We start from the raw sequence: 22,012 nt of genomic DNA on the forward strand, positions 1-22,012 counted from the left end.
CAGTAACTATAATTAAGCTAATAATTATTAAAAAGTCTTAGCATAGGTGCTAGGGCTTTTTAAGTTATATTGATAAAAATTGGTAATTCAATTTTACAAAAACTAGAGGGTTTTGATATAATAATAAATATAGGTATATCAACCTTAAAGTATTATAAATTCTAATGTTGGTTATCCATAGATAGTTAAACTTAAGAATTTTATTTGATATATATAAACAGCAAAAAATCTATAAAGTATAAAGATTTTTATTGATGCAAAAACTATATAAAGAGGTGGTTTAGTATGGGAAAAATATTATCTTTTTATACAATGCCCCATCCTCCAATTATAATTCCCCAGGTAGGACGGGGAGAAGAAGAAAAAATAAAAGAAACATCTGAGGCATGCTATAAAGTTGCCGAGGAAATAGCAAGCATAAAACCCGATACAATAATAATCGTTACTCCCCATGGACCAATGTTTAGTGATGCTGTTGCAGTATCTTGTGAAAGCAGTATATCAGGAAACTTAAGTAGGTTTGGAGCCAGAGAGATAGAGTTAAATTTAGATATAGATTTAGATTTAACAGAAAAAATAATTGAATATGGAAATAAAGAAGGAATTTTAACTGCAGAAGTAACAAAAGATTTTGCTAAACAATATGAAGTTAATTATGAACTGGACCATGGAGCTATGATACCTTTGTATTTTATAAATCAAAAGTTTTCAAATTATAGAATAGTTCACATAACCTATGGTATGCTGCCTAAAATGCAGCTTTATAGATTTGGTATGAGTATAAAAAAAGCTGTGGAAGATATCAACACCAATGCAGTATTCATTGCCAGTGGAGATTTATCCCACAGACTCACTGATGATGGTCCCTACGAATACAGCCCATATGGTGAAAAATTTGATAATGAGATAGTATCTCTTCTTAAAAAAGGTGATGTTTCCGGCATCTTTAATATGAATCCTACAATTATTGAAAAGGCAGGAGAATGCGGTCTCAGATCCTTTTATATTATGCTAGGGGCAATGAACGGATATGATATTAGGGGAAATCTTCTATCCTATGAAGGAACCTTTGGTGTTGGATACTGTGTTATGAAAATTTTTATTGGTGAAGGCAAGAAAGATACATATGATAAACTGTTAAAAGAAAACAAAAAAAGGATTAAGGAAAAAATAGCAAATGAAGACCCCTATGTGAAACTTGCTAGAGAAAGCTTAACTTACTATCTAAAGTACGGTGATTATATTAGCATACCTAGCTATGTAACCGATGAAATGAAGAAATCTAAAAGGGGAGTTTTTGTATCATTGAAAAAGGAAGGTCAATTAAGGGGATGTATAGGAACAATATTGCCAACTACAGAAAATGTGGCCAAGGAGATTATAAAAAATGCTGTTGAAGCTGGTGAGCATGATCCAAGATTTTTACCTGTAAGTGAAGAAGAGTTAGAGGAATTGGACTTTTCCGTTGATGTACTCACAAAGCCTCAAAAAGCTTTAAGGGAAGAGCTGGATCCTAAAAAATATGGTGTAATAGTTAGAAGTGAATTTAAGTCTGGATTATTACTTCCAAATCTTGAAGGAGTAGATACTGTGGAGCAGCAGCTTCGTATTGCCCTTCAAAAGGGAAATATATCTCCCAATGAAAAATATACTATTGAGAAATTTGAAGTTATAAGATATAAATAGAGGTTAATATTATTGAAATGCAGGTGATATTTTGCTAAATAATGCCTTGTTTTATGAAAAATATAATGAAAAAATAAAGTGTTTTTTATGTCCACATAATTGCATTATAGATAAAGGTCAGTTTGGATTATGCTCTGTTAGGACAAATAAAGACGGCTCTTTGAAAACTATTAATTATGGAGAAATAACAGCCATTGCAAAGGATCCTATAGAGAAAAAACCTCTCTATCATTTTAAACCTACCAAAAACATATTATCAGTAGGAAGCTTTGGCTGTAATTTTTCCTGTGACTTTTGTCAAAACCATAGAATAGCCCATAACAAACCAAAAAGTGATTTTTTATCACCAGATAAACTTATAAAAATTAGTTTAGACTTAAAGAATAATGTAGGAATAGCATTTACATATAATGAACCCACTATATGGTATGAGTATATATATGATGTATCAAAAAGGGTTAAAGAAAATTATCCAAATTTAAGTATAGTTCTTGTTACCAATGGATATATGGAAAGGGAGCCTTTATTAAGAATTTTACCCTATATAGATGCTATGAATATAGATTTGAAATCCTTTAATCAGAAATATTATAAGAAAACATGTGGCGGAAATTTAAATAATGTCCTTAGAACTATTGAAAAAGCAGTAAAAAAGTGTCATGTAGAAATAACCACATTATTGGTAAATGGTATTAATGATTCCAAAGAAGAAATTGAAGAGATTGCTTCTTATTTAGGAAGACTTGATAAAAATATTCCCCTGCATTTGTCTCGATATTTTCCTGCTTATAAAATGAACTATCCTCCTACAGAAATAGATGTAATGATAAGGTCAAGGAAAATAGCTCAAAAATATTTGAACTATGTATATTTAGGGAATATAGCTAATGTAGATAATTCTACTTATTGTCCTCAGTGCAATAAGCTTTTAATAGAGCGAAAGGGCTTTTTCTCAAAAATTTATATTGGAGACAATATTTGTCCAGAGTGTGGATATGATTTGCAAATATTGTTATAGTTTAATTTTGAACTAATTTAAAACAAAGTAGGTATATAATTATATTGAAAAAGAGCAGCCCAATGAATCAACAAATGAGCTGGGATATATAATGAAATTGATAAAATAATGTGTAGAAGCGATGAGGTTTTTTATAATGCCCATTGCTTTTATTTATGTATTATATTATTTGAAACTTTTTTTGATGTTGATATAATAAATGCTCCTTCCGGGTTTTAATCTTAGTTTGCCTATTGCCAGAAAAGAGCATTTATTCCAGAATATTTTAGTCACAGTAATATTGGTATTTTCTAAATAATCTTTTGGTATTTTCAACCTCATCCTGTATTTTATCGTTTTCTAGTGCCAAAGAGGTGAATATAGTGTCTACTATGACTAATTGAGATATTCTAGAGATTTGAGAGGTTAATCTAAGATTGTTTTCAATATTTGCAGTATTTAGTACTATATCTGCAGCAGCTATATTTTCATTTCCATATTGGGTTATGAGTATTATCGAAGCATCATTATTTCTAGCTATTTCCATGCAATGATGCGCATGCATGGATTTACCTAATGTTGAAAGTACGATTAATAAATCATTTTCTCGTATGCCAATAATACTTTCTAAACTCAAATGCATATCTTCATAATAAATTGTGTTTATGCCTAATCGCATAAATTTCGTTTGTAAATCCCTAGCGATAATACCTGAAGCCCCTAATGCAACTATAAAGATATTTTTATTAGCTTTATGAGTTTTACTAATTAAGCTAACGGCTTTTTCCAATTCTGGCCGATCAATAATCTGATTCGTAAATTCTAATGCCTTACAGGTTGAAGATGTTATTTTATTTAGAATTTCATAAGGAGAATCATTTGAGTAAATATCCTTTATAGATTTAAAATCGTGTGGAGAAACCAAACTTGCAGATAATTTTAGTTTGAATTCTGAATATCCAGATAGGCCGAGTTTTTTAGTTAATCTTATTACAGTTGCTTCACTAACATTAGAGTTAACAGATAAAGTGTTAAGTGACATATCAACAATAGACTCTTTATTGTCAATGATATATTGTGCTAAATTCTGCTCAGCAGGTGTAAAGGAATCAAAATTAGATATTAATTTTATTAATATATTACTGGCCATAATTAAATACTCCTTTTGTTTATATATATCTATATTATACACTAATTGCTATTAAAACTTTATAACAAAAGGGACATTTTTTATCTTAATTTAGTAGTAAAACTTCATAATTTTAAAAAATACTTGAAGTTTTACTACAGAAGGAGTATAATATATTAAGAGTTAAATATGAAATATATGTTATAAGAAGCTTGATTTATAAGAATAATCGAAATATTTTGGAGGGGTTTAAATGAAGAAGTTAAAAGTAGCAGTTGTAGGTGCTGGAATATATGGTATAAATCATATTAAAGCATTTAGTTGGAACAAAGATGCAGATTTAGTTGCAGTTTGTGATTTGAATCAAGATATTCTAGATGGATTAAAAGATGGATTTAATGTAAATATTTATACTAATATTGAAAAAATGTTGGAAGACGAAGATTTGGATGCTGTTTCTATTGCAACTCCAGATTTTTTTCATATGGAACCAGCTTTAGCATCCATAAGAAAAGGAAAGGATATTCTAGTGGAAAAACCATTAGCTACTACTGTTGAGGATGCTTTAATGATAATCGAGGAAGCTAAGAAGTACAATGTTAGAGTTGCAGTAGATTATCATAAAAGATGGGATCCAGCAGCAATTAATTTAAAAAATGAATTATTGAAGGAATCTACTGGAGTACCAATTCGTGGTTATATGAACATGGATGATATTATAGATGTGCCTACTAAGTGGTTTAATTGGGCTGATAAATCTTCTCCAGTACATTTTCTAGGGACCCATTGTTATGATCAAATACGCTGGTACATGGGATGTGAAGCTGTTAGCACGTATGCTGTTGGAACTAAAAAGCTGTTAAAATCAAAGGGGATAGATTCCTATGATACTATACAAGCCTTTATTAAATTTGAAAATGACTGTTATTGGACGGTTGAAAATTCATGGATCTATCCATCGGGATTTCCTAAGAATAATGATGGAAGGACTCAAATACTAACGGAGAATGCTTTATTAAGATTAGATTCACAGAATAGAGGTTTGGAGTTTTATAGTAATACTAAAGGACAAACTCCAAATTCATATTTTATAATTAATAATAATGGAAGGCCCTACGGTTTTGGGATTGAACCGATTAATGATTTTGTTGATTGTATCATTAACAATAAATCTTTTATAGCAGATGGAAAGGATGGGTTAGAATCATTGAGAATAGCAGAAGCTGTACATTCAAGTTTAGAAAGTGGTGAAGTTGTAAAAATAAAAAGATAAACAACACTAGCAATACATATCCACTCTAAATTTGAATGTTTTTATAATAAAAATAAAAGGAGGCATAGCAATGAATAGTATAGTTGGTTTAGCAGAAGGGTTTATAAGTTTTTTCCAAAAAACAGGAGATCAAATTGTGGCAAATATAGGAGGTACAATACCTATGCTGCTTGGATTATTATTCCTAATTAACTTTATAATTAAAGTTATAGGGGATAAAAAAATTACAAGGATTGCCGAATTCTTAGGAAGGAGTACTATCCTTTCCTATTTGGTATTACCAGCCTTTGCCTGGTTCTTTTTCAGCAGTCCTGGAGCCCTTACAATGGGAAAATTTCTTCCAGAGAAAAGAAAACCAGGCTTTGAAGATGCTCTTGGAACTACTGTTCATCCATTGACATCTTTATTTCCCCATATAGTTCCAGCGGAACTATTTATTTGGTTGGGTGTGGCAAACGGTATCACAAAACTTGGACTGTCTACAGCTCCCCTTGCTATACGTTATATTATAACAGGTTTAATTCTCGGGATGGTTAGAGGAATTTTAACAGAAAAGATTTTTATATATCTCATGAAAAGAAATAAAAGGCAAGTAGCATAAAGGAGGATTAAAAGATGAGTGTTAAGGAACTTATTATTGAAAAGGATAATGGAGGTTGGGGAGGTCCACTTCGTATACCAGTGGATACAAAGAAAAAGGTCCTTTCTATGACAGGTGGTGGGATTCATCCTATTGCTAGGGAAATAGCTAGACTTGCTGGAACCAAAGTTGTAGATGGATTTAAGTCAGGACTACGAGATGACGAAATTCTTTTAGCAGTTATTAATTGTGGAGGAACATTAAGATGTGGAGTTTATCCAAAAAAGAGAATTTTCACTATTAACTTAAATGCTATTGGTCCATCAGGTCCATTGGCTGAATTTATTAAGGAAGATATTTATGTTTCTGGAGTAACTTCTGAAAGTATTCATATATCTACGGAAGGCTCTGATGTAGAAATAAGAGCAGAAAATTCCCATGAAAATGGAGCTAAGGAGAAGAAATCTGATTTGAAGGTTAATTCTGATGATGATGCCCAAAAAGAGGCTTGGTTTATATCAGCCATTGAGAAAATAGGAACTTCTCTTGGAAAGGTTATTTCTTTAGCCTATGAAGCGGGAAAAGAATCTGTAAATACAGTTATAAAAACTGTACTGCCATTTATGGTTTTTGTCAGTGTCTTAGTGACTATAATACTTTCTAGTGGTATAGGAAATGCTATTGCAAACGTTTTAAAACCTATGGCAAGTTCATTATTAGGTCTTATAGTGATATCAATAATATGTGGATTTCCATTTCTGTCTCCATTGTTAGGTCCTGGTGCAGCTATTGCACAAGTAATTGGTGTATTACTTGGAAGTCAAATAGCCATTGGTGTTATACCACCTAAATATGCACTTCCAGCATTATTTGCTATAAATGTGCAGGTAGGAGCAGATTTTGTTCCAGTTGGACTATCTATGCAAGAGGCGGAGCCGGATACTATTAAATATGGGACACCTGCATTTTTAATTTCAAGGCAAATCACGGGACCAATTGCAGTTATTGCAGCATATTTAATGAGCATAGGTATGTATTAAATATGGTTATTTAGGTATTGGAGGGATATAGTTGGAAGAATATAAATCTAAAATAATAGAGCTAGGTACTTCAGTAGATGAAATGAGTCAATTAGGTATGTTAATATTATTTTCCAACGATGCTCCTAGTGAGCTAAGGGATTACTGTATTATTCATGACAATAAACAATTATTAAGGGATTTAAAAGTTAACCAAAAAATTTATTTAGGAAAGGACCAATATACTATTTCAGCTATAGGAAATACAGCCTTGCAACAATGGCAGGAGTTAGGACATGTGACTCTAAGGTTTGATGGTGAGTTAACTCCTCAATTACCAGGAACAGTACATTTAAATAACAAATTAAAAGGAATACCTAAAATTGGAGAGTTTATAAAAGTTGAACAGGAGAAAAGTTGATATGTTGAAGTTATTAATTATTTTTATGTTGGGAAGCGTTATACAAAATTTCTTATTTTCAAAACAATTAAAAACTTTAAACGCATTTTTCTATAAACTTAGGACTCGAGGAGATGTTTTAGTTGGGAAAACAAAGCATATCTTTAAACCTGGTGCTATTATAATGATGTTAATGGATAAGGATTGTATTAAAGAAGCATATGTATTAAAAGGATATAGTGTTTTTTCTAAAATGAAACAATTGGAATACTTAGAAGGCAACCATTTAAATGATATTGATATTGATGATTCTACCATAAAACTGGCATTTGATGATGCTGTGGCTAGATTTCAGACTAAGTACTAAGATTTAAGGAGGACTAATCCTTTGTACCTTATATTGATAAAAAACATCTATACTCGCCCTTAGTTATTAGCATGATAGAATGGTTTTTCTATAAGAAAATCAATATTGATAATAAAGTCCTGTAGTAAGCAAATGTAAAAAATTCTGTTGCATTTAAAAGAAATCCTAAATTTCAAGAAGGATTTCTTTTATTTTTTCTCCAGAAATATTAATAATAATTGAGCAAATTCTTTGACAATACCTAAATTATAGATTTTAGATGTTCAGTCTTAATCATATAATTCCCCTTTCATATAGCAAACTCATGTTCTGTCCTAGCGTATTTTATTATACCAATAAATATCTATCATTAGTATGAAAAAACATACTTTTATAAAAATTTTATAATTTCGACTGCATTCAACATATTTTTTTAGAGTTATTTTATAAAATATTAGATAGGTAATAATCATAACTCAGATACTCTAAAGATTTTAATCATGATTTTAAAGGCTACATAATAATATATTTTTGGTTAGCCAAACTATAAAAATGGAAGTGATTTATGAAACTAAGAAGCTCAAAATGCTGTGGAAATTTGAGTAGAGAAAGGGGTTCAACATGATTTATACGGTAAGAGGACCAATCGATAAAACACAAATGGGTAAAACACTAGCCCATGAACATTTTAGTTGGATATCTGATGAAGATTTTGCAAGCAAAATGTATTTTGACAAACAGTATGATGAATCTTATACTCAGAAACTATTTGATAAAGTTTTGCCTATACTAAGTGAATTAAGTGCTTCGGGATGCCAAACTATCGTAGAAGCTTCACCACCTCTTGGAGGACAAAATTTAAAACTGTTATATGATTTGTCTTACAAAACGAACGTAAACATCATTTCATGTACAGGGATGAACATTACTAAGTATGCACATCGTATTTTTCAAGAAAATTTTGAAGTGCAATTGGCAAAAAAGTGGATTCAAGACTTTAAGGAAGGTCTAGATGTTATTGATGATGTATGTATAAAACCAGGCTATATTAAATTGCTTTTCGATCGAGGAGGTGTTAATGCTGTAGACGAGGCTATGCTCAAAGCTGCTGCTATAGCCTGTAATGCCACGGGAATGCCAATTCACTGTCATGTATTGGAGGCAGAACATATGCCTAAAGTCATAACAATCCTACAAAAAATGAAAGTGCCACCTCATAAATTCGTATGGGCACATGCAGATCATGAAGGTCATCTGGAAACGATTCTGCAAGTTGTTGAGAAGGGTTATTGGGTTGGTTTTGATGGCATAAGAGAAGGCACTTATGAATCACGAAAAAAACTTATTGAGCATGCCATTACATATAATTATAGTCATCAAGTGATTCTCTCGGAGGATTATGATTTTTGTGAAGAGAGTGAAAAGAAAAATGGAATAGAAAGATATTGCGCTTTTTTTAATGTATTTATACCGTACTGTATAAAAAATGGTATCCCTCAAGAGGTGATTGAAAGCATTATTATAGAAAATTCTGCAAGATTTTACGACATTTAGATTCGAAAAAAGTGTCTATCATATTGACATAGATCCATGCCTTAGCGATAGCTTATAGAATACAAAGAAAAAATACGTCTAAATGAGATTTTCAGAAATTAACTGAGGACTTAACGAAGTTATTATGACTCAAAAAAGAGTAAAAGGCCATAAAAGCGACCTTTTTTCAAAAAAACTATTTTGGTTGACCAGCAGCCCATTCAAGAATTTTACCCGTTTTATCCCATGTCATAAATAGAAAAGGTGACTGTAATATAATGTTGGGTATTGAGTCAATAAGTGGTTTATCAACAACATGGTATATCAAATATAATTTATCATCGTGAGATTTTGCAGTAGCGAAATAAAATAAGTCACCTAGGGATACATCACGCATAAAGTAGCTTGATATTACAGTGCCTTCGCCTGGTTTATTTGGAACTGTTGTATAGGGATTAAGTCTTCTAGCTTTAGCTAAAAGGTTTTGTGGAATTGAAGTTACTGTATTCAAAATATTTTCCTCCTAGAATTTAATATAGATAGTTCATAATATGCAGTAAAATTATAATTGTTATTTTTAAAAATTATATTTAGGTATATTGAATTTAGGATTAATTTTACAGTTAGTCTGTTATAATATATGCCATAAGTCTTGATTTAAATATCATACATAGCTAAGAAAAAATTCCTAATTTTTTAAAGGTTTAGTCCAGGAAATATTCCCTGGACTTTTTTAATTAAAGTAATTTTGATATAATGTTTTGGTATAATATATAGTATAAACTTTGAGGAGGAAAAACTATGAGCCATAGAAAAAATATAAATATTTCAGATAGAGAATTAGAAAAACAGCAACCTTATATAGATGAAATTAGAAAAAAAAATGAAGAATACCATAAAAAAACTGGCAAAATGAAAAAGTATCTAATAAAAACCTATGGTTGTCAAATGAATGAACACGATTCGGAAAAACTGGCAGGAATTCTTTCTAATATGGATTATATAGAATGTAATAATAAAGAAGAAGCAGATTTAATAATATTCAACACTTGTTGTGTTAGGGAGAATGCTGAATTAAAGGTATATGGAAATCTAGGACAATTAAAGGCATTGAAGAAAAAAAATCCTGACATGATTATTGCTGTTTGTGGTTGTATGATGCAGCAAGCCCATGTAGTAGAACAGATCAAGAAAAAACATCCATTTGTAGATTTAATATTTGGAACCCACAATTTGCATAATTTCCCGGTTTTGTTAGCAAATTGTAAACAAACAGATAATATGCTCATTGAAATATGGGATGAGGAAGGACAAATCATAGAGGGCATGCCCAGTATTAGAAAATATGGCTTAAAAGCCTTTGTTAATATTATGTATGGTTGTAATAATTTTTGTACCTACTGTATAGTCCCTTATACCCGTGGTAGAGAAAGAAGTAGACAACCTGAGGATATAATCAATGAGGTAAAGCATTTAGTTGAAAATGGTACTAAGGAAATAACATTATTAGGTCAAAATGTCAATTCTTACGGAAAAACTTTGGAAGAAAAATTGGATTTTGCAGATTTGCTTTATAGGATTAATGAAATAGAAGGTTTAGAGAGAATAAGATTTATGACATCCCATCCAAAGGATATTTCCAAAAAACTCATAATTGCCATTAAGGAATGTGATAAGGTTTGTGAGCATATACATCTTCCTGTTCAGGCTGGAAGTAATAATGTGCTTAAGAGAATGAATAGAAAATATACAAAGGAAAAATACCTAGAAATAGTAGAAGAAATTAAAAAACAGATTCCAAATATCAGTATCACCACCGATATAATCGTAGGTTTTCCAGGTGAAACAGAAGAGGATTTTGAGGACACCTTGGATTTAGTTAAAAAAGTAAAATATGATAATTCCTTTACTTTTATTTATTCTATTAGAAAAGGTACTCCGGCTGCCAAGATGGAAGACCAGGTTCCCGAGGATGTAAAGCATCACAGGTTCAATAGACTTTTAAAGTTAATGCATCAATCTGCTGAGGAAAGTAATTTTGAATATAAAGATAAAATTGTGGAGGTTTTAGTTGAAGGAGTAAGTAAAAACGATGAAAATATTTTAATGGGAAGAACCAGAACAAATAAGGTTGTGAACTTTGATGGTTCTAATGATTTGATTGGCAAATTTTGTAATGTGAAAATTACAAAGCCTAAAAACTTTTCATTATATGGTGAATTAGTATAATGAAGCTTAACATTAAACTATATAAAAGGTGGGTTATATGAAATATATAGATATTGCTAATGAACTTGGAAGAGAAATGTCAAATTCAAAGGAGTATATTAGACTTTGTGAAGCAGAGAAAAATTTTAAGAGAGATAAAGAAGCCAGTGAATTAATATCTAAATTTAAAGAAAAGCAAAAAAAATTAAATTTGGCTTCTCAAAGTAATGAAAATATCAATATAATAGGTAATAGAGCTGAGTTAAGCAAATTGTTCACTGAGATTGAAGAAAATGATATTATTTCAGAATTAAATACCGCATTAAAGGAATTTTTAATAATAAAAGAAAAAATTTATAATGAAATAGAAGCTTATATAAAAATTAAAGATGAAATACTATCTTTTAATAATAATTGTGGCTGCAGTAAAGGCTGTGGCGGCTGCAAAAAGTAATTTATAAACCAAACCCATGATAACCTCATGGGTTTAAGCTTTTATTTTTATGTTATAATATATAGATGAAGAAATTGTATAAATCTGACTTTGTTGGGCTACAGGTATATCCTTGAAGAATTTAAAACTATATAGAAAATGATTTTAAGAAGGTAATTATGCAATTTACTTGAATAAAATAATAATTGTTAAAATTACATAAACACTTGGATAATAGGAGGATACTATATGGGCAAATTGACTCCAATGATGAAACAATATATGGATATAAAAGAACAATATAAGGAATATATACTTTTTTTTAGACTTGGGGATTTTTATGAGATGTTTTTTTCCGATGCAAAGCTTGCATCTAGAGAACTTGAAATTGCCCTTACGGGACGTGATTGCGGTCTGGGTGAAAGGGCTCCTATGTGTGGAGTGCCCTTTCATTCAGCTGATTCATATATAGGAAGGCTTGTAGACAAGGGGTATAAAGTGGCTATTTGTGAGCAAGTGGAAGATCCTTCCCAGGCTAAGGGAATCGTAAAAAGGGAAGTAGTAAGAATAATCACACCTGGGACTATAATCGATCCAACGATGCTAAATGAAAATTCAAATAACTATATAATGACTTATTTTGAAGATGAAGATGGAATTGGAATAGCATATGCCGATATAACAACCGGGGAGCTGAAAACTACTGAATTTAAAGGTAAAAACAGAAAAAATCAAGCTTTAGATGAGATAATGAAGATAAATCCTAGGGAAATAGTTATTAACGAAAATTTTAAATATCAGGATAATGAAATAGAAAAGCTTCAAAATATATGCAATCTTGTTTTTACACCCCATTACAGTAGAGCCTTTAAATATAAAAATGCAGAAGATATTATAAAAAAGCATTTTAATATTTTTTCTGTAGACAGTTTTGGTCTTCAAGATAAGAAATACAGTATAATAGTGGCTGGAGCCATATTAGATTATATATATGATACTCAAAAAGTTCCTTTAAAGCATATAGACAAAATAGATATATATAATCATAATAATTTCATGATTTTAGATAAGTTTACCAGAAGAAACCTTGAATTGACTGAAACCTTAAGGGGGAAGGAAAAGAAGGGTTCCCTTCTCTGGGTTGTTGACAAAACTTGTACTTCAATGGGTGCAAGGACATTAAAGCAGTGGATTGAAGAACCTCTAGTCAATATAAAGGGTATTAATGCTAGATTAGATTCTGTTGAGCTCCTCTATGAGGATATACTGCTTAGAGATGAATTAAGGGAATTATTAAAGAATATGTATGATTTAGAAAGGCTGTCATCGAAAATTGTATACGGTACTGTTAATGCCAGAGATATGATTGCCCTTAAAAATTCAATCAAGGTTGTTCCAGTTATAAAAGACAAGCTCAAGGGAAAGGTTAAGGGTGAACTAATAAATATATTTGAAGAAATAGATGAACTAAGGGATGTCTTTGCATTAATTGATGAAGCAATTGAAGAAGATCCTCCTCTTGCCCTTAAGGAAGGAGGTATTATAAAGAGTAAATTTAACCAAGAATTAAGTGAACTTAGAAGTGCAATAACCGATGGTAAGAAATGGCTTATGGACATAGAGAGCAGAGAAAGAAAAAGCACAGGAATAAAAACATTGAAGGTAGGTTTTAATAAGATTTTTGGATATTATATAGAAGTTACTAAATCCAATATTAAAAATGTACCCGATACATATATTAGAAAACAGACCTTAGCCAATTCTGAAAGGTATATAATGCCTGAGCTTAAGGAAATTGAAGATAAAATACTTGGTGCTGAAGAAAAAATTGTTAAATTGGAGTATAATCTATTCAATGAAGTAAGGAATAAGGTTTTGGGAGAAATAAATCGTATAATAACTACTGCTAAAGCCATAGCGAGACTTGATGTTTTGCTGGGATTTGCAGAGGTGAGCTTTATATATAGATTTAATAAGCCAGGTATTAACGATTCTAAAAAAATTGAACTTAAAAATGCTAGACATCCAGTAGTAGAGAGAGTTGCAGGTGATGAAATGTTTGTACCTAATGACACTTTACTGGATGATAATGAAAATAGATTTTATATTATAACGGGACCTAATATGGCAGGTAAGTCAACTTATTTAAGACAAGTTGCCCTTAATGTGCTATTGGCTCAAATTGGCTGCTTTGTTCCTGCTGATGAAGCTGTAATAGGAGTAGTGGATAGAATTTTTACCAGAGTGGGAGCTTCCGATGACCTATTTCAGGGTCAAAGTACATTTATGGTGGAAATGAGTGAGCTTTCAAATATATTAAACAATGCCACTCAGAACAGTCTAATTATATTAGATGAAATAGGTAGGGGAACCAGTACCTATGATGGATTAAGTATAGCCTGGGCGGTAGTTGAATATATAAGTAATTCTGATATTCTGGGAGCAAAAACATTGTTTGCCACCCATTATCATGAATTGACTGAACTTGAGGGAAAGCTCAAGGGGGTAAAAAACTATTGTATTTCAGTGAAGGAAGTAGGGGATGACATTGTTTTTTTAAGAAAAATAATCCGCGGTGGTGCAGATCAAAGCTATGGGATACAAGTGGCTAAACTAGCAGGTCTTCCCAATGAAGTTATTGACAGGGCAAGGATAATATTAGATAAGTTAGAAAAAAGTGATATAGCCCAGGAAAATGAAGATATTTTAAAGGAAATATCCATGACAGTTGAAGAAACATCAAAGGACACCTCAGGAGAGCAAATTAATTTTTTTAACTTAAATTCAAATGAGATAATTGAGGAATTAAAGAAAGTCAATATTATTAATATGACCCCAATAGATGCCATGAATAAGTTGTATAATTTAGTTGAAAAGGTTAGGAAGATATAAGGTGGTAAATATGGTTAATAGAATAAAAAAGCTTCATAAATCAGTATCAAATAGAATTGCTGCAGGAGAGGTTGTAGAAAGGCCGGCTTCTGTAGTTAAAGAGCTTTTGGAGAACTCAATAGATGCAAATTCTTCCTCAATAGTCATTGAAATAAAAGAAGCTGGAAAATCATATATACGAATTTCAGATGATGGTGTGGGAATAAAAAGAGAAGATCTGAACCTGGCCTTTGAAAGACATGCGACAAGTAAGATTTATAGCGATGAAGAAATATATGATATTAAGAGCTTAGGTTTTAGAGGTGAAGCTTTGGCAAGTATAGCATCTGTATCAAATATTGAGATTATAACAAGAACTTCTGAAGATGAATTTGGAACCAAGGCTGAGCTTATGAATGGAGATATTATAAGAAATAGTTCAATTGGTTGTCCAAATGGAACTACAATAGTTGTAAAGGATCTTTTTTATAACACTCCTGCAAGACATAAATTTCTGAAATCCAACTCTGCTGAAACAAATTATATTAGCACTATTGTCAATAATATTGCTTTATCCCACCCCTATATTTCCTTTAGATATATTATAGATAATAGGAATATTTTTACAACTCAAGGGAAGGGTGACTTATACAGCACAATATATACTATATATGGCAGAGAGGTGGCAAAGAATTTAATTGAAGTCAATAATGAAGATGGAGATATGAAACTAAAGGGGTATATAACAAATACAAGCTATACAAGAGGAAATAGAAGCTTGCAGATATCCTTTGTCAATGGAAGATATGTAAAGAGTAAAGTGATTTCAAAGGCAATAGATACAGGTTATAAAACTCTTTTACCACAAAATAGATTTTCAATATGTTTTTTGTATTTAGAAACTCCATCAAATAAAGTTGATGTGAATATACATCCTGCTAAACTCCAGATAAGATTCCGTGATGAAAGAAGAGTAATGGACTTTTTAACAGCTTCAATAAAGGAAAAACTTTTGAAATCTGATTTAATACCCGATATAAATATAAGTAATAGCTCTAGGGTAAAAGAAGAAAAAATTGATGATATATCAGAGCAATTAAGCATTGGTATTAAAGAAAATAGAAATACTTTTACTGATGAGGATAAATATAGGAAAATTCAACCTGTAGAAAAAAAAGAATATCCTCAAATAAAAAATCATGATACTTGTATAGAAGATAATATTGAGTATAATAAAGATAATATCAATCAACAGGCAAGGGAAGAAAAAATAGAGGAAATTTTTGATGAGGTTTTTACTAGCGAGTCGAAAACAATCAAATATCCCAAAAAGGAAAAAACTGTAGATGATAAACAGCATCCATTAGATGAGATAAGAATTATAGGTCAGTTGTTTTCCACATATATAATTTGTGAAAAAGGAGAGGAAATGCTTCTTATTGATCAACATGCTGCCCATGAAAGAATACTCTATGAAAAATTCATGAATGATTATTTAAATAGTGAGATATTATCTCAAATATTATTGGAACCAATAGTAATTGAACTTAATTATATTGATAAAGATCTCATTATGGAAAATAAGAATATTTTTTCTAAATTAGGGTACAAAATAGAAGAATTTGGTTATAATACAATTATATTAAGGGAAGTTCCGATTCTCTTTGGAGCTCCCATAGCAAAAAAATTTTTTCTTGAGGTTGCTGAGAATTTAAATAATACTTCAAAAAATAGCTATGAATTTAAAATACATAGATTGATTCAAATGTCATGTAAGAAAGCTATAAAGGCAGCTGATAAACTTAAAAATATTGAAATAGAAAAGCTTATAGCTGATCTTAAAAAAACAGAGAATTCATTCACTTGCCCCCATGGAAGACCAATTATAATTTCAATATCAAAATCGGAAATTGAAAGAAAATTTTTAAGAACTTAAGTAGGTGTATAGTATGGAAAAACCTTTAGTAATAATTGCAGGACCTACAGCAGTAGGTAAAACAGAGATATCTATAGAAGTTGCCAAAGGGCTAAATGGTGAAATTGTTTCGGCAGACTCCATGCAAATATATAAGTATTTAAATATTGGTAGTGCTAAACCTACCGATGAAGAAATGGAAGATATTAAGCATTATTTAATTGATGAAATAGATCCAAGGGAAGATTTTTCTGTTGCACAGTATAGAGATTTAGCTAAAAAGTATATTGATAAAATTATTTCAAAGAACAAGCTTCCTATTATTGCAGGAGGAACAGGACTATATGTGAATTCTTTGATTTATGATATGGATTTTTCCGAAACTATATCTGATAAAGCTTTTAGAGAGAAATTAACTGAAGAATATGAAAAATATGGTGCAGAGTATTTACATAATAAATTAAAGGAGGTAGATGCAGAGGGGGCTGAAAGGATACATCAAAATAATGTAAAAAGAGTTATTAGAGCATTGGAAATTTTCCACACAACCGGTGAGAAAATTAAGGATTTTAGTAAAGATTTAACTGAAAACAAAGATTATGATGTTGTTCTTATAGGCCTTAATAGAGATAGAAGAGAATTATATGACAGAATTAACAAACGGGTTGATATTATGTTTGACAGTGACCTATTAGATGAAGTGAAAGGACTTATGGAAATGGGATTGACCTCTGATGATATTTCCATGAAGGGTATAGGATATAAAGAAGTGATAGATTATCTCAGTGGTGAATATGATCTTAATAAAGCTATTGAACTTGTCAAGAGAAATACAAGAAGGTATGCCAAAAGACAATTGACATGGTTTAAAAGATATAAAAAGATTAAATGGTTTAAATTAGAGGAAAATATGAATAAAGAAAAAATAATTAATAATATTATCCACTTTGTTGAAGGGAATATAAAGTTTTTATAGAATACATTAGTAAGAAATTAAATAGGAGGGTAAAATAAAATATGAAATCTTCATTAAACCTACAGGATATTTTTTTAAATCAAGTAAGAAAAGAACGTGTACCAATTACTATATTCCTTGTTAATGGTTTTCAAATCAAAGGAGTAGTAAAGGGTTTTGATAGTTACATAATAGTAATTGAAAGTGATGGGAAACAGCAAATGATATATAAGCATGCTATTTCAACTATACTACCTTCAAAACCAGTGAATTTCTTATCAAGTAATAATAATAATGAAAAATAGAAGCAAATGGCTAGTAATCTATAAAAATACGGCTTTTTAGCCGTATTTTTATGTGTATAAACTAGATTTCATTTTGATTAAGTAAGAAAGGTGATGTATGTATGGAAATAACTAAAAGTTTATTATTAAATACATTTAACTTAAATGAAAAAATTACTGAACTAGTAGAAAATGCAGAAGATGAAATAATACAGGAGTTCAGAAAATTGAATGAAGTCAAATCATATAATCAGTTTAAGGTCTTAAAAGCCATGCAGGATTGTAGACTCAGTGATACTCATTTTAATTGGAATACTGGATATGGTTACAATGATTCCGGTAGGGAAACTTTAGAGAAAGTATATAGTAAAGTATTTAATACTGAAGATGCAATCGTTCGCCCGATTATTGTCAATGGGACCCACGCTTTGACCCTTTGTCTTACAGGTATACTAAGACCTGGTGATGAAATGATATCTGCCACTGGTAAGCCATATGATACTCTGGAAGAGGTAATAGGAATAAAAAATGAAAACAAGTCATCCTTAAAGGAGTTTGGGGTCCAGTATAAGCAGATAGAGTTCTTACCTTCTGGGTTAGTTGATATAAAAAGCTTAATAAGTAATATAACAGATAAAACCAAAATGGTATATATTCAGCGTTCAACAGGCTATGGATGGAGAAAGGCCCTTACCATAGATGGAATAAAAGAAATTGTAGATAGGGTAAAGGAAATTAATAAAAATATAATTATAATGGTTGATAATTGCTACGGTGAGTTTTTAGAGGCAGAAGAGCCTACAGATGTGGGTGTGGATATAATGGCAGGTTCACTTATCAAGAATCCAGGAGGAGGACTTGCTCTTACAGGTGGATATATTGTTGGCAAGAGTAAATTAATTGATTTAATATCCTATAGAATGACTTCACCGGGAATTGGAAAAGAATGTGGTCTTACATTCGGATTAACTAGAAGTATGTTTCAAGGACTGTTTATAGCGCCACAGGTAGTAACAGAGGCGTTAAAGGGTGCTCTTCTTTGTGCAAGAGTATTTGAAAAATTAGGATATGAAATATGCCCCAAATTTAATGATAAAAGAAGTGATATAATACAAGCCATTAAACTGGGTTCACCGGAAAAAGTTATTGCATTTTGTGAAGGAATACAGGCAGCTGCTCCAGTAGATTCCTTCGTAACACCAATACCCTGGGATATGCCGGGATATGATAGCCCAGTGATTATGGCAGCAGGAGCATTTGTTCAGGGCTCTTCAATTGAATTAAGTGCAGACGCTCCTATAAAAGAACCCTATATAGCTTATTTTCAAGGAGGACTTACCTATGAACATGCTAAATTTGGTGTTTTAAAAGGATTACAGAGCATGGAGGAGAAAGGACTGCTATAGTTTTAACAATAAGTTTAAGTATATGTCTATAGGGTATATATATTGACAAATATATTAGGAGGAATATATTATGTCAAAGGAAACGGTTTTTGTTAATGAACTTACTGATGGTATCCTTAATCCAGAGGAAAAAATGTTAGGTCCTGTTAAAGATGGTGGTACTATAGTTGCTAATACTGCTCCTGGTTGTTGGGGTCCTATGATAACTCCAGCTATAAAAGGAGGTCATGAAGTAACTAAACCTGTATTTGTTGAAAACGCAAAAGTAGGTGATGCAATAGCTATTTACATAAAATCAGTTAATGTCACATCTACAGTTACTTCATCGGGGAATGAAAGAACAGTTGATGAAAATTTCTTAGGTGATCCCTTTATTGCAGGTCAATGTCCGAATTGTGGAATCTTATACCCTAAAACTAAATTAGAAGGTATAGGACCTGATTCAGTAAAATGTGCTCAATGCGGTGAAGAAATTTCTCCATTTCAATTTACCAATGGATATACAATGGCCTTTGATGAAGACAAAAGTATTGGAATTACATTGAATAAAGATGGTGCCTATAAAGCAGCAAAAAAAGCAAGAGATTATATGTCAATACCTGATGGTTCTATACAAAATCCAATAGTTAATTTTGCTCCCCATAATATAACTGGAACTATATCAAGACTAAGACCTTTTATAGGTCAATTAGGAACCACTCCATCTAAGCCTACTCCAGACTCACATAATGCTGGAGACTTTGGAGCTGCATTAATCGATGCACCCCATGAGTATGCTTTTACTAAAGATGAGTTGGAAAAACATAAAACAGATGGACATATGGATATAAACAAAGTTAGAGAAGGAGCTATACTTATATGTCCTGTAAAGGTAGATGGAGGGGGAGTATATGTTGGCGATGTTCATGCAATGCAGGGAAACGGAGAAATAGCAGGTCACACCTGTGATGTATCCGCTGTTGTTACATTGAAAGTAAAGGTCATAAAAGATATGAATATAGATGGTCCCATATTATTACCTATCGAAGAAGATTTACCATATTTAGCTAAACCTATAACCGAAAAAGAGTTTGAAAAAGGTAAAGCATTGGGAGAAAAATGGGACTTTATAGATATAGAATCCACAGCTCCAATAAGCTTTATCGGTACAGGAGAAAATTTAAATATGGCAATAGACAATGGCCTTTCAAGGGCTTCTAACCTTCTAAGATTGAGTGTTCCTGAAATTAAAAATAGATGTACTATAAATGGTTCAATAGAAATAGGTAGAGCTCCTGGTACCGTAACAGTAACTTTTTTAGCCCCTGTTAATGCGTTAAAAAAAGCTAATATTTTTGACATTATTAAAGAGCAGTATAAAATCTATTAAATTTTTTAAATTGTTCATATTTTATTCATATTTTCTACACAATTATCTATTAAAATATATTTAGACCATTTTATTATACCTAACAAAGTCCTTTTTGAAAATTAAAAACTCTACTGTTCTCAGTAGAGTTTTAGCCTGCTAATAACTATTTCAACTTTTGAGGTGGTTTGTCTAAAGTAAAAAAGCGTTATAATGACGCTTTTTTACTGTATTTTCCTAAAAACACCCTTAACAATTCCTAATATTTTCACATCATCTACTATTATCGGGTTCATAAATTTGTTTTCAGGTTGAAGTCTTATATGTTTTTTTTCTCTAAAAAATCTTTTAACAGTTGCAGAATCATCTAATAATGCCACTACAATTTCACCATTTTCGGCAATAGGATGTTGTTTGACAAGGACAAAATCCTGATCTAAAATACCGGCCTCGATCATACTCTCTCCTTCAATCTTTAACATAAAGTATGTACCGGATTCAATGAAATCAACTGAAACAGGAAAAGTTTCCTCAATATTTTCAACTGCTAGAATTGGTTCTCCAGCAGTAACCTTACCTATTACCGGAATATGAGCAATTTCTTTTTTATCTGGAATTATTTCGCTTGATGAATCCAAAACTTCGATGGCTCTTGGTTTTGTTGGATCACGCCTTATATAACCTTTTTTTTCAAGTCTTCCTAAATGTCCATGAACAGTAGAGGTTGATTTTAATCCAACAGCCTGACATATTTCTCTAACTGAAGGTGGATAGCCCTTAGAATTAACCTCACTTCTAATAAACTCTAATATGCGACTTTGTTTCTTAGTTAGATCTGAACTCATGTTAGCACCTCACAATATTGCTATTTGCTATATTATAACATATAAAGCATGAGTATTCAAACATAAGTTCGATAAAAACCCTTTACAAAGAACATCTGTTCGAGTATAATAGAATCATAAATCGAACAAACGTTTGGAGGGCGGGTTTCAAATGATAAAATTAGTTATAGGTGACAAGAAAAAAATTATGTTAAGTACTATTGTTTTAATGGTTATATTGTTTTTTATAATATTAAACATAGGAGCATTAACAAATAGAGTAGAAGGATATGAAGAACCTCAGTACATAGAAATAGTTGTTCAAAGTGGTGATACAATATGGAGTTTAGTAAGAGAATATGCATCTAAAGATAAAGATATAAGGGAGTCAATATATGAAATTGGTGTAATTAACAATTTGAGTTCATATGATATTTTTCCAGGACAAGTTATTAAGGTACCCAAAGAGTAAGGGCCTAACAGTGCCTTACTCTGTTCTAAGTCGCAGTTCTAAGATTAAGGCCATTCTTTAGAGTAAAAAAATTAATTATTTATTGAAGTTGTTTTTTAACTTTTAATACAATATAGGCTTTATACTGATAAATACTAAATATTTTTGATAAAGTTCATTTCTGAGCATGTGGACTTTATTTTTGTTTTGAGTTTTGAAAATCAAATAATAAAGTTCATCTTTTAATCTATTAATATTATCAAATATTCTATTTCAAAAGTCCAATATAAAATGATTTTGTTTACAATAAATATAAAGCTGTTATGAGGAATCTAATATGTTAGTTACAGAGTT

Annotated in this window: 20 protein-coding genes; 17 read left to right on the plus strand and 3 right to left on the minus strand. The window is 31.0% G+C overall.

The annotated features are described in order from the left end of the window. The first annotated feature begins 285 nt into the window (after nt 1-285). Both amrA and amrS read left to right on the plus strand, forming a co-directional pair. Nucleotides 286-1,686 (plus strand): AmmeMemoRadiSam system protein A, encoded by a 1,401-nt coding sequence (amrA, locus tag B5X81_RS12940; protein WP_079492232.1) that lies wholly within the window; start codon nt 286-288, stop codon nt 1,684-1,686. 46 nt (nt 1,687-1,732) lie between these two features. Then, nucleotides 1,733-2,704 carry an AmmeMemoRadiSam system radical SAM enzyme gene (amrS, locus tag B5X81_RS12945; protein WP_244282091.1) on the plus strand — a complete coding sequence of 324 codons (972 nt, stop codon included), beginning with the start codon at nt 1,733-1,735 and terminating at the stop codon, nt 2,702-2,704. Between the two features lie 265 nt (nt 2,705-2,969). Here the strand turns inward: amrS and B5X81_RS12950 are convergent, their stop codons facing one another. Beyond that, entirely contained in the window at nt 2,970-3,833 is an 864-nt protein-coding gene (locus B5X81_RS12950) for a MurR/RpiR family transcriptional regulator (protein WP_079492235.1), read from the minus strand. A gap of 232 nt (nt 3,834-4,065) precedes the next feature. Here B5X81_RS12950 and B5X81_RS12955 point away from each other — a divergent pair, with 232 nt between their 5' ends. From B5X81_RS12955 to B5X81_RS12980, 6 genes are all read left to right on the plus strand, one after another. Then, complete coding sequence (locus B5X81_RS12955) at nt 4,066-5,085, plus strand: Gfo/Idh/MocA family protein (protein WP_079492236.1); 1,020 nt, start codon at nt 4,066-4,068, stop codon at nt 5,083-5,085. 70 nt (nt 5,086-5,155) lie between these two features. After that, entirely contained in the window at nt 5,156-5,686 is a 531-nt protein-coding gene (gene srlA, locus B5X81_RS12960) for a PTS glucitol/sorbitol transporter subunit IIC (protein WP_079492238.1), read from the plus strand. A gap of 14 nt (nt 5,687-5,700) precedes the next feature. Beyond that, nucleotides 5,701-6,705, plus strand: coding sequence for a PTS glucitol/sorbitol transporter subunit IIB (srlE, locus tag B5X81_RS12965; protein ID WP_079492239.1), 1,005 nt, complete (start codon nt 5,701-5,703; stop codon nt 6,703-6,705). A 31-nt stretch (nt 6,706-6,736) separates the two neighbouring features. After that, complete coding sequence (locus B5X81_RS12970) at nt 6,737-7,105, plus strand: PTS glucitol/sorbitol transporter subunit IIA (RefSeq protein ID WP_079492240.1); 369 nt, start codon at nt 6,737-6,739, stop codon at nt 7,103-7,105. 1 nt (nt 7,106) lies between these two features. After that, nucleotides 7,107-7,451 carry a transcriptional regulator GutM gene (locus tag B5X81_RS12975; RefSeq protein ID WP_079492242.1) on the plus strand — a complete coding sequence of 115 codons (345 nt, stop codon included), beginning with the start codon at nt 7,107-7,109 and terminating at the stop codon, nt 7,449-7,451. Between the two features lie 600 nt (nt 7,452-8,051). Continuing rightward, nucleotides 8,052-8,984, plus strand: coding sequence for a phosphotriesterase family protein (locus tag B5X81_RS12980; protein ID WP_079492243.1), 933 nt, complete (start codon nt 8,052-8,054; stop codon nt 8,982-8,984). Between the two features lie 175 nt (nt 8,985-9,159). Here B5X81_RS12980 and B5X81_RS12985 read toward each other — a convergent pair whose 3' ends face one another. After that, nucleotides 9,160-9,474, minus strand: coding sequence for a hypothetical protein (locus B5X81_RS12985; protein ID WP_079492245.1), 315 nt, complete (start codon nt 9,472-9,474; stop codon nt 9,160-9,162). 290 nt (nt 9,475-9,764) lie between these two features. Here B5X81_RS12985 and miaB point away from each other — a divergent pair, with 290 nt between their 5' ends. The 8 genes from miaB to B5X81_RS13025 all read left to right on the plus strand — a co-directional run bounded on the left by miaB (nt 9,765) and on the right by B5X81_RS13025 (nt 20,404). Beyond that, nucleotides 9,765-11,192 (plus strand): tRNA (N6-isopentenyl adenosine(37)-C2)-methylthiotransferase MiaB, encoded by a 1,428-nt coding sequence (gene miaB, locus B5X81_RS12990; RefSeq protein ID WP_079492246.1) that lies wholly within the window; start codon nt 9,765-9,767, stop codon nt 11,190-11,192. Between the two features lie 37 nt (nt 11,193-11,229). Next, nucleotides 11,230-11,625, plus strand: a complete 396-nt coding sequence (locus B5X81_RS12995) for a YlbF family regulator (RefSeq protein ID WP_079492248.1) — start codon at nt 11,230-11,232, stop codon at nt 11,623-11,625. Between the two features lie 228 nt (nt 11,626-11,853). Continuing rightward, entirely contained in the window at nt 11,854-14,496 is a 2,643-nt protein-coding gene (gene mutS / locus B5X81_RS13000) for a DNA mismatch repair protein MutS (RefSeq protein WP_079492249.1), read from the plus strand. A gap of 10 nt (nt 14,497-14,506) precedes the next feature. Further along, nucleotides 14,507-16,411: a DNA mismatch repair endonuclease MutL gene (gene mutL / locus B5X81_RS13005; RefSeq protein WP_079492251.1), complete on the plus strand. Its 1,905-nt coding sequence runs from the start codon at nt 14,507-14,509 to the stop codon at nt 16,409-16,411. A gap of 13 nt (nt 16,412-16,424) precedes the next feature. Further along, a complete protein-coding gene (miaA, locus tag B5X81_RS13010) occupies nt 16,425-17,366 on the plus strand; it encodes a tRNA (adenosine(37)-N6)-dimethylallyltransferase MiaA (protein WP_079492252.1) in 942 nt (313 codons plus the stop codon). 41 nt (nt 17,367-17,407) lie between these two features. Then, on the plus strand, nt 17,408-17,650 hold the full coding sequence (gene hfq / locus B5X81_RS13015; RefSeq protein ID WP_079492254.1) for an RNA chaperone Hfq: 243 nt from the start codon (nt 17,408-17,410) through the stop codon (nt 17,648-17,650). A 101-nt stretch (nt 17,651-17,751) separates the two neighbouring features. Continuing rightward, entirely contained in the window at nt 17,752-19,035 is a 1,284-nt protein-coding gene (locus tag B5X81_RS13020) for a methionine gamma-lyase family protein (protein WP_079492255.1), read from the plus strand. A 70-nt stretch (nt 19,036-19,105) separates the two neighbouring features. Further along, on the plus strand, nt 19,106-20,404 hold the full coding sequence (locus B5X81_RS13025; protein ID WP_244282092.1) for an acetamidase/formamidase family protein: 1,299 nt from the start codon (nt 19,106-19,108) through the stop codon (nt 20,402-20,404). Between the two features lie 203 nt (nt 20,405-20,607). On the opposite strand, the gene lexA is transcribed toward B5X81_RS13025, so the two are convergent. Then, nucleotides 20,608-21,228: a transcriptional repressor LexA gene (gene lexA, locus B5X81_RS13030; RefSeq protein ID WP_079492258.1), complete on the minus strand. Its 621-nt coding sequence runs from the start codon at nt 21,226-21,228 to the stop codon at nt 20,608-20,610. 151 nt (nt 21,229-21,379) lie between these two features. Between lexA and B5X81_RS13035 the strand changes: the two genes are divergently transcribed. After that, on the plus strand, nt 21,380-21,679 hold the full coding sequence (locus B5X81_RS13035; RefSeq protein WP_079492260.1) for a LysM peptidoglycan-binding domain-containing protein: 300 nt from the start codon (nt 21,380-21,382) through the stop codon (nt 21,677-21,679). Nucleotides 21,680-22,012: the final 333 nt, after the last annotated feature.

Origin of the sequence: Maledivibacter halophilus, assembly GCF_900167445.1 — a bacterium.
In the GTDB taxonomy this organism is placed as follows: domain Bacteria; phylum Bacillota; class Clostridia; order Peptostreptococcales; family Caminicellaceae; genus Maledivibacter; species Maledivibacter halophilus.